This window comes from Streptomyces sp. SID11385 (genome assembly GCF_010548245.1).
Lineage (GTDB): Bacteria > Actinomycetota > Actinomycetes > Streptomycetales > Streptomycetaceae > Streptomyces.
The window spans coordinates 1-2,687 of the sequence record NZ_JAAGLR010000156.1 but is presented as its reverse complement, the minus strand read 5'-3'; the positions used below and the strand labels follow the sequence as shown (position 1 = coordinate 2,687).

1 protein-coding gene is annotated in these 2,687 nt (G+C 71.5%); it reads right to left on the bottom strand.

All coding sequences use genetic code 11. From position 1 onward, the window contains the following. Positions 1 to 2,261 (bottom strand): transglycosylase domain-containing protein (locus G3I42_RS05080; protein ID WP_164282756.1); only part of this gene is annotated, 2,261 nt, incomplete at its 3' end. Between the last annotated feature and the right edge of the window lie 426 nt (positions 2,262 to 2,687).

The following is a 2,687-nucleotide window of genomic DNA, read 5'->3' as shown; positions in this document are numbered from 1 at the left end:
GCGGTGTCGCCGCCCGGGTCGGTGCCGCCGGGCCCGGTGCCCGGGTCGGTGCCGCCGCCCGGGTCCGTGGCGCCGCCGGTCGGTTCACCGCCGCCCGGCGGTGTCACGGTGCCGCCGGGGGGAGTGCTGCCTGTGGCGCCCGTGCCGTTCTGCTCGCCCGTGCCGTTCTGGCCGTCGTCGGCGGGGGTCGAGGCCGTCGGGTTGCTCGGGCTCGTCCCCGTGCTCGGGCTGTTGCTGCTGCTCGGGGCCTGCGAGACGGGCGGCTTGCGCTTGGCGCCCTTGGCGAGCTTGAGGTCGAAGTCGTGCGCCTTCTTGCCCTTGAGGGCCTGCTTGACGTACTGCGACCAGATCTCGGTGGGCGGGCCGCCGCCGTTCATGCGGGCGACGCCGAGTGCCCCGTAGAGCGGGACGTGCTTGGCGGTCTTCGGGTCCTGGCCCATGACCGAGACGACCGTCGCGAGGTCGGGCGTGTACCCGGCGAAGAGCGCGGCGGTGTCCTCCTCGGCGGTGCCGGTCTTGCCCGCGGCGGGCCGGCCCGCGCCGCGCGCGGCCGTCGCGGTGCCCTTCTCGACGACGCTCTGGAGGATCGACGTCGTGGTGTCGGCGGCCGTGCGCTTGACGGCCCGCGTGGAGTGGCGGCCGGGCAGCTCGACCCGCTTGCCGTCGCGGTCGGTGATCTTGACGACGAGCTGGGCGGAGTTGTGCGTGCCGTGGTTGGCGAGCGTCGCGTACGCCTCGGTCATGCGCAGCACGCTCGGGGTGGCGGTGCCGAGCGCGATCGAGGGGTACGGGGCCAGGGACGGGGTGCCCTTGGCGAGGCCGAGGGCCTCGGCGGTCTTCTTGACCTTCGCGGGGCCGACGTCGACGGCCATCTGCGCGTACACCGAGTTGACGGACTTGTCGGTGGCGACGCTGACGGGGATGCGGCCGTAGTCGCGCTCGTCCTCGTTCTCGGGGCTGAACGGGATGGAGCTGCCCTTGACGGGGCGCTTGCTGGTGCCGTCGTACATCGTGGCGGGCGTGATCGTCTCGCCGTCCTGCGTCGTGGAGTGGTTCTCCAGCGCGGAGGTGAAGACGAAGGGCTTGAACGTCGAGCCGACCTGGAAGTCGGCGCGGGTCGCGTTGTTCGTGTACTGCTTCACCCAGTCGATGCCGCCGTACATCGCGACGACCTGCCCGGTCTTCGGGTCGATCGAGGCGGCACCCGCGCGCACGTTGCGGTCGGCGGGGCGGTTCTTCTTGTCGAGCTTGTCGATGAGCTGGTCGTTCACCGCCTTGACCAGGGCGTCCTGATTGCTCTTCTTGAAGGTGGTGGTGATGCGGTAGCCCTGGTTGGTGAGGTGGTTCTTGTCGATGCCGTTCTCGGCGAGGTAGTTCTTGACGGCCTCGACGAGGTAGCCGCGCTGGCCGGAGAGCGAGGAATTGGTGCTCGTGGGCTCCTTGGGCGTCGGGAACTTCGCCTTCGCGCGGTCCGCCGCCGTCATCCAGTGCTGCTTGACCATGCCGTCCAGCACGTAGGACCAGCGGGCCTCGGCGGCGCGCTTGTTCTCGGGGTAGACGACGACGTCGTACGCGGAGGGCGCGTTGAGGAGCGAGGCGAGGTAGGCGCCCTCGGGGACGGTGAGCTGGCCGACGTCCTTGTCGTAGTAGGCGCGCGCTGCGGCCTGGATGCCGTAGGCGTTGCGGCCGAAGTAGGACGTGTTGAGGTAGCCCTCCAGGATCTCGTCCTTGCTCTTCTCGCGGTCGAGCTTGAGCGAGATGAAGAACTCCTTGGCCTTCCGGGTGACCGTCTGGTCCTGGTCCAGGTAGTAGTTCTTCACGTACTGCTGCGTGATGGTCGAGCCTGACTGCTTGCCCTTGCCGGTCGCGGTGTTCCACGCGGCGCGGACCATGGCCTGCGGGTCGACGGCGGACTCCGTGTAGAAGTCGCGGTCCTCGGCGGCGAGCACGGTGCGCTGGACGGACTTGGGGATCTCGGAGAGCTTCACGTTGACGCGGTTGACGGTGCCGTCGCGCGCGAGGAGGGTGCCGTCCGCGTAGTAGTAGACGTTGCTCTGGAGCTGGGCGTCCTGGTTGCCCTCGGGGATGTCGGTGGTCGCGTAGCCGACGGCGAAGGCACCGCCGAGGAGCGCGATGAGCAGGACGAGGCCGCCGAGCGTCATGCGCCAGGTCGGGAAGAGACGGCGCCAGCCCTTGCGCTTGCGGGACTTGCGGCCCTTCTTCTTGGGCGGCTCGGGTCCTTCGCCGTCGTCGGCGGCCATGGCGGCGGCGCCGGTGTCGCCGGGGGGAGGAGGAGTGCCGGCCGCGCCGGAGGAGGCGGCGGCCCCGGCGCCGACGGGACCGGCCTTCGGGGGGCCGGTCCTCTTGCGGCGCGGGGCGTCGTCACTGCCGGGGACGCGTAGCTGGGTCGTGCGTTCGGCGGGGATCTCTTTCGGGGGATCGACGCGGGAGGGCTTGGCGGGAGCGGGCTTGGCGTCCGGTGCGGCCTTGGCGCCCGGTGCGGCCTTGGCGCTGGAGTCGGCCTTGGCGCCCGGAGCGGGCTTGGCGTCCGCTGTGGCGTCCCGCGCCGCTGCGGCGTCGCCCTTGGCGTCCTGGCCGGGCTTGGCGTCCCGCGCCGCCTTGGCGCCGGAACCGGCCTGCGGAGCGGGCTTCTCGTCCGCAGCCGCCTCGGCCCGCTTGGCGCCGTC